Annotated in this window: 7 protein-coding genes; 3 read left to right on the top strand and 4 right to left on the bottom strand. The window is 47.3% G+C overall.

Annotated elements, in window-relative coordinates:
• Window positions 1-169: 169 nt before the first annotated feature.
• Both INF29_RS13755 and INF29_RS13750 read left to right on the top strand, forming a co-directional pair.
• Window positions 170-499 (top strand): enoyl-CoA hydratase/isomerase family protein, encoded by a 330-nt coding sequence (locus INF29_RS13755; protein WP_193487279.1) that lies wholly within the window; start codon window positions 170-172, stop codon window positions 497-499.
• 34 nt (window positions 500-533) lie between these two features.
• Entirely contained in the window at window positions 534-1,841 is a 1,308-nt protein-coding gene (locus INF29_RS13750) for a GntP family permease (protein ID WP_193487277.1), read from the top strand.
• A gap of 193 nt (window positions 1,842-2,034) precedes the next feature.
• Here INF29_RS13750 and INF29_RS13745 read toward each other — a convergent pair whose 3' ends face one another.
• Both INF29_RS13745 and INF29_RS13740 read right to left on the bottom strand, forming a co-directional pair.
• Window positions 2,035-2,691 (bottom strand): hypothetical protein, encoded by a 657-nt coding sequence (locus INF29_RS13745; RefSeq protein WP_193487275.1) that lies wholly within the window; start codon window positions 2,689-2,691, stop codon window positions 2,035-2,037.
• Between the two features lie 120 nt (window positions 2,692-2,811).
• Entirely contained in the window at window positions 2,812-3,468 is a 657-nt protein-coding gene (locus INF29_RS13740; protein WP_193487273.1) for a Crp/Fnr family transcriptional regulator, read from the bottom strand.
• Between the two features lie 104 nt (window positions 3,469-3,572).
• On the opposite strand from INF29_RS13740, the gene INF29_RS13735 reads away from it, so the two are divergent.
• Window positions 3,573-4,283: a 4Fe-4S binding protein gene (locus INF29_RS13735; protein WP_193487271.1), complete on the top strand. Its 711-nt coding sequence runs from the start codon at window positions 3,573-3,575 to the stop codon at window positions 4,281-4,283.
• Between the two features lie 102 nt (window positions 4,284-4,385).
• Here the strand turns inward: INF29_RS13735 and INF29_RS13730 are convergent, their stop codons facing one another.
• Window positions 4,386-5,123 carry a hypothetical protein gene (locus INF29_RS13730; RefSeq protein ID WP_193487269.1) on the bottom strand — a complete coding sequence of 246 codons (738 nt, stop codon included), beginning with the start codon at window positions 5,121-5,123 and terminating at the stop codon, window positions 4,386-4,388.
• Window positions 5,124-5,493: 370 nt separating this feature from the next.
• The coding region (locus INF29_RS14590; protein ID WP_207728181.1) for a hypothetical protein at window positions 5,494-5,706 on the bottom strand (213 nt) is incomplete at its 5' end.

Raw genomic sequence — 5,706 nt, 5'->3', positions numbered from 1 at the left:
AGTGAGTACATTGACCCGTTCACGGGTGAAAAAGTAAAAGGGAACAAATAAAAATAGCCGCCAAGGGCGGCAGTTGAGAAAGTAGAGCACTTGGCGGACTTTCAATGCGCTTGCAAGCGCAGCTGGTGAGAGCCCCTTCTAGGGGCAGAGCAAACCACCGGCTAAGCCGGTGGTCCTGATTGGTGCAGGTCTGGCAAAAGAAATGATTTACACAGGCAAACACATCGACGCCCAGACAGCTCTGTCCTATGGTCTGGTCAATAAAGTTGTCCCTGCGGAAGAACTGCTGGATGCGGCAAAAGCCCTTATGGCAGATATCCTGAAAGTATCTCCTGTTGCCATCAAATATGCAAAACTGTCCATCAACAAAGGGGCAGACATGGATTTGATGAATGGTCTGGAAGTGGAAAAAGACCTGGCAGGTCTGTGCTTTGCCACAGAGGATAAAGAAGTGGGTATGCATGCGTTTCTGGAAAAACAGAAACCCGTATTCCGTTGATGCTGTTGTGTGAAATGGGGAAGGAGGAGGACAAATGAATTTTAGCGTATTGGTGCTGGTCATTGCCATTGTGCTGTTCGGTGTGCTGGCATTCCGTCAGATGAGCGCCCTGATTCTGGCACCGCTGGTGACCATATTCGTCATTGTGCTGTCGGGAATGCCTGTGCTGGATACCCTGCTCAATGACTTCATGCCTGCCACATCAGGCTATATCACCCAATATTTCCTGATTTTCTTCGTAGGGGCATTGTTCGGGGCAGTTTATCAGTTTACAGGGGCAGCGGAATCCATTGCCCTTGCCATGGGGCGTCTGTCCCATAACCACTTTGTAGCGCCTATGATCATGTGCATCACTGGTCTGCTGACCTTCGGCGGCGTCAGCGGCTTCGTGGTATTCTTCGTGGTCTATCCCATTGCCCTGCAAATGTTCAAACGTGCCAATTTGACCCGGCGGCTCATTCCTGCTGCCATTTCCGCAGGCTGCTGGACTTGGTCTATGACAGCGCCGGGCTCGCCTTCCATACAGAATACCATTGCCATGAAAAGTCTGGGCACACCTGCCACTGCTGCGCTCATTCCCTCCCTCATTGCCACAGCGGCGGAATTCCTCATGATCTTTGTCTGGCTGGAATGGCGCGCCCGCAGTTTCACCAAAAAAGGCAAACTGTTCTTTGACGATAGCCTGAAAATGCAGCTTGCCCCGGAGGAACTGGAAGAAAGAACATCCGAAAACCTGCCCCATCCCATCATTGCGCTGATTCCCATTGCAGCCATCATCATCTGCTTCAATGTGGTGAAACTGCCTGTGGAAACATCCGTAACCGTAGGCATCATTCTGGCAGTGGTGCTTATGTTTCGGAGAGTGGCAGATGTTTCCCATTGGATTGAAGTCTTTAACAAAGGCACTGCCGACTCCGGCACAGCCATTTTGAATACAGCCATCGTCGTTGGTTTTGGCGGCGTAGTGGAACAGACAGAAGGTTTTACATACCTCATCAATAACCTGCAAAATCTGTCTATCTCCCCCTTGGTATTCGTTGCGGTGACCATTGCCATCTGCGCAGGCGTATGCGGTTCTGCTTCCGGCGGTATGGGCGTTGCCTTTGCAGCGCTGACAGATACCTATAAAAGCATGGGTGTCAGTCTGGAAGCTGTCCATCGTATCGGCGCCATTGCCGCAGGTACACTGGATACCCTGCCTCATCAGGGCGCACAGATCACACTGCTGGGCATCTGCAAACTGACCCATAAAGAAGCTTACTTCGATATTGCTGTGACACAGATCCTCATTCCCATTTTGACACTGTTCATCTTTATCCCGCTGGTTTCTATGGGACTTTAAAAATAACGAAAAACAGTTTTCCATTGGGCATTTTCAGAAAAAGCCGCTTTTGGAAAACACCATTTTCTCTCTCAATTTCTAAATGGAACGAAAATAGCCCAAAATAAAACAGCTGAAATCCTTGAAAATACAAGAGATTTCAGCTGTTTTTGTCTGTTAAGGCTTGCCGAAGATAGGTCGGCGTTTTTGCAACTTAGTAGAACAGATGGAAGGTATCAAATTTCCACTGTCCGTCTTCCTGTACCAGATTGAATGTGTAATCTGTTGTTTCGTACTGGGAAGGGTCTGCAGGGGCTTCTGTGAATGTTTCCCCTTCGTAAGGATTGCCGTCTTTGGTGTAGTATGCAGTAGCTGTTACGGACATGCCTGTTTCTGTTTTCACAGGTTCCCCCATGACATAGCCTGCATAGAAGATGTTTGTGCCTCTTGCGCCGTCCAGTACATACAGACCGCCGCCTTTGCCTTCTGTGAAACGGATGTTGTTTTCAGCAAAGATGTCAGTGTCCATCATGTTCTGTGTGAAGTACTGTCCCAGATAGGTGCGGAATGCTTCCATATCGGGGAAACGTTCGTCTGTGACGCGGTTGTAGGTGTAACCGTCCACGTCGATGATGTCTGTGGTGCTCATTTCAAAGCCTTCCAGTACAATCTGCTTGTAGATGGCAAATGCGCCGTCATAGAGTGTCTGGAACTGTTCCGCAGTCAGTTCACCGTCAGCGGCAGTTGTTTCTGTGGTTGTTTCCTGCTGCTGTGTTTCACCTTCTGTCGTTGTGGGTTCTTTGGATGTACAGCCAAACAGCAGTGTCGCAGCCAGGGCGCAGCTGAGCACAATGGTCAGTTTCTTTTTCATTTTGTAAGACTCCTTTCATATTTTTCGTCTTGATGTTTTCGTCCTTATTATACCATGGTTTGAAAAGAAAAACGGATTTTTCAGGGAAGTTTAAGAAATTTGAAATATTGCTGTAATCATTCATTTTGTGAAAAGCCGGAAATGGTTTTTGTGGTAATCCAGCAGCCCGTCCTTTTTCATGCGGCTCAGTTCCGCCGACATGGCGCTGCGCTCCACCGCCAGATAATCCGCCAATTGCTGCCGGTCAAAGGGAATGGAAAAAACAGCGCTGCCGGAATCCTGTGCGCAGGAGGACAGAAAGGACAGGAGTTTTTCCCTTGTGCTGCGGCAGGTGACGTGAGCAATTTTCCGCGTCAGTGTCAAATTCCGTCCGGCAAAGATTTGCAGCAGACGGCGGGAGAGGAGGGCAAAAAGGGGATTGGTCTGCCCGGTGGGTGCCAGTATCCGGTTCAGGGAAAGGTATAACACCGTTGTGTCTGCGGCAGCCAATACGCTTACTTCCGCCGCCGTATCCAAAAGGGCATAGGTTTCCCCGAAAAATGCCCCCGACGGGATTTGCGCCACCAATGCCCGGCTGCCCCAGAAATCCTCTCGCAGGATATGAACTTCCCCGGAAAGGACGAGTCCTGCCGCCGTGATTTTATCCCCGGTGTGTACCAGAAAACTGCCTTTTTCATAAAAAACTTCTCTTGCATCCAGTTCCTCTAAAAGCTTCGTCATATCTTCGGGAGAAATGCCCTGAAAAAAGGGCAGAGATGCCAATTTTGATGGTTCCATAGAGAAAGCCCCTCCTTTTTGTTGGAAAAACAACATACTATTTTCCCGCAGTATAGCATACTGTTATCAGAAAAACAAGGACGGAAAAACGAGGAGGAAACCACATGATTCGTAGAATTATAGAGATTGATAAAGAAAAATGTAATGGCTGTGGTCTGTGTGCAAACGCTTGCCACGAAGGTGCCATTGGTATGGTAGACGGCAAAGCCACACTGCTCAGAGATGACTACTGTGACGGTCTGGGGGACTGCCTGCCCGTATGTCCCACAGGTGCCATCACATTTGTGGAACGGGAAGCGGCAGCTTATGACGAAGGGGCTGTTCAGGCAAATATGGCGAAAAAAGGGAAATCTCCCTGTGCTTGCCCCGGCAGCCAGAGCAAACTGCTGGAAGTGCAGGAAAAAATGGCAGCAAAAAGAGAAGAAGAAGCAACTCCTGTTGCGGTGCCTTCCAGACTGCGTCAGTGGCCTGTGCAAATCAAACTGGCACCTATCAAAGCCCCTTACTTTGACGGTGCGAAGCTCCTCATTGCGGCAGACTGTACCGCATATGCTTATGGCAATTTCCATGAGGAATTTATGAAAGGCAAAATCACACTGGTGGGCTGCCCCAAACTGGACATGGTGGATTACAGCGAAAAACTCACAGAAATCATCAAGCAGAACGACATCCAGAGCGTGACCATCGTCCGTATGGAAGTACCTTGCTGCGGCGGCATGGAACTGGCAGCGAAAAAAGCATTGCAGGCCAGCGGAAAATTCATTCCTTGGCAGGTGGTGACCATTTCCACAGACGGCAAAATTTTAGATCAGTAAATGATATAGAAAAAGACCGGATTTCCTTTTGAGGAAGTTCGGTCTTTTGTGTTTGCTGTTGTCTTTATGAGAGGCTATGTCAAGGACACAGCCATTTCTCAATCAATCCCCATCTTCCGGCAGGTTTCCGACGATGTCTTCGTAATCTTCACAAAGGGACTTCCATGCTGGCGTATCTGGAGAAAATTCCCGACAGAAATCTGGGAAAGGGTCATCCATATATTCCAGAAAATCATAGATGAATTGGTCGTATTCATACAGTGCGTAGGTGCGGAACAGGTCTAAAAAATCAATATGGTCTTCGATCCATTCCTGCAATTTTTCCCGATCCGCATGGGTGAGAAATTGGGCGAAAAAGTCGATGGCTGTTTCCATATCCGCCGATGTGGCTCGGATGCTTTCAAAACGGGTCTGTTTGCAGTGCAGTTTTTCCCCGTCGCTGGAAAGTTTGCAGACGCAGTGGACACGGAAACCGACGCCTCCTTCTTTGTCTTCAAAATCAAAGGTGAGTTTCAGGTCTCTTTCCGCCATGATCTGCAAAAACTTTTGATATGCTTCTTCCGTTAAGGCACAGATGGGCTGTCCGTTCCGTTGGGGCTTTTCTTTTAGCAGTCCACAAGTCCAATCATGGAAGGAATCCAGTGTTTCCGAAAATGACCATCGTCCGCATCCGGAAAAATCCACCGTACGCTCCTGTAAGCTTGGGGTATCGTACCATTGCAGACCGTATTCTCCGTAAAATTTCCAGGCGTCCAGTACTGGAAGCAGTGCTTCCACCGCTGCCTTTGTCCATCTTCCCGTTAAATGTATGGTGCCTGATGCACTAGAGATATTTGCCATAGGACGCATCCCCTTTCTTTTCTGTTTCCAATGTGCCTAAAAGAACAAGAATCGAATTTTCTGAAAATGACAGGAAATCTTATTTTTATAATACCATAGATTTTCCTATCCGCAAGGAGGAAACCCGAGGAATGGGAGAAGTGGTAATGACAAAAGGATGGGCATCTTCATCAGAAAACAAAAAAGCTGAAATCCTTATGATAGAGAGGATTCCAGCTTTCTTATTTTGATTATGATTTTATCTGGGCTGTTCTGCTTTGTTGCTGCCAAACATGATGAAAAATCACAAAAAAAATTGGGAATCTCCAAAAAGAAGATTCCCAAAGCAACTTCCCCTTAAGAAAACATTGTTTTTTATTTTATTGATTTCTTAAGGGGAATTGCGACGGCTGTCTTCATAAGAAAACATAACAAATAAAATCTTAATAAAATAAGAAAGCCAAAATCCTTTGTCATGATGAACTGCACCCCATTTGTTAGACAGTATGATATACTGAATAACAAGTGGGGTGATTTTTATGCCAAAAGGAGTACCAAATAAACGATATACACCAGAATTCAAGCAACTGGTGGTAGAAACGAT

The organism is Anaerotignum lactatifermentans, from assembly GCF_014982935.1.
In the GTDB taxonomy this organism is placed as follows: domain Bacteria; phylum Bacillota; class Clostridia; order Lachnospirales; family Anaerotignaceae; genus Anaerotignum; species Anaerotignum lactatifermentans.
This window is presented reverse-complemented; position numbering and strand designations above follow the sequence as displayed.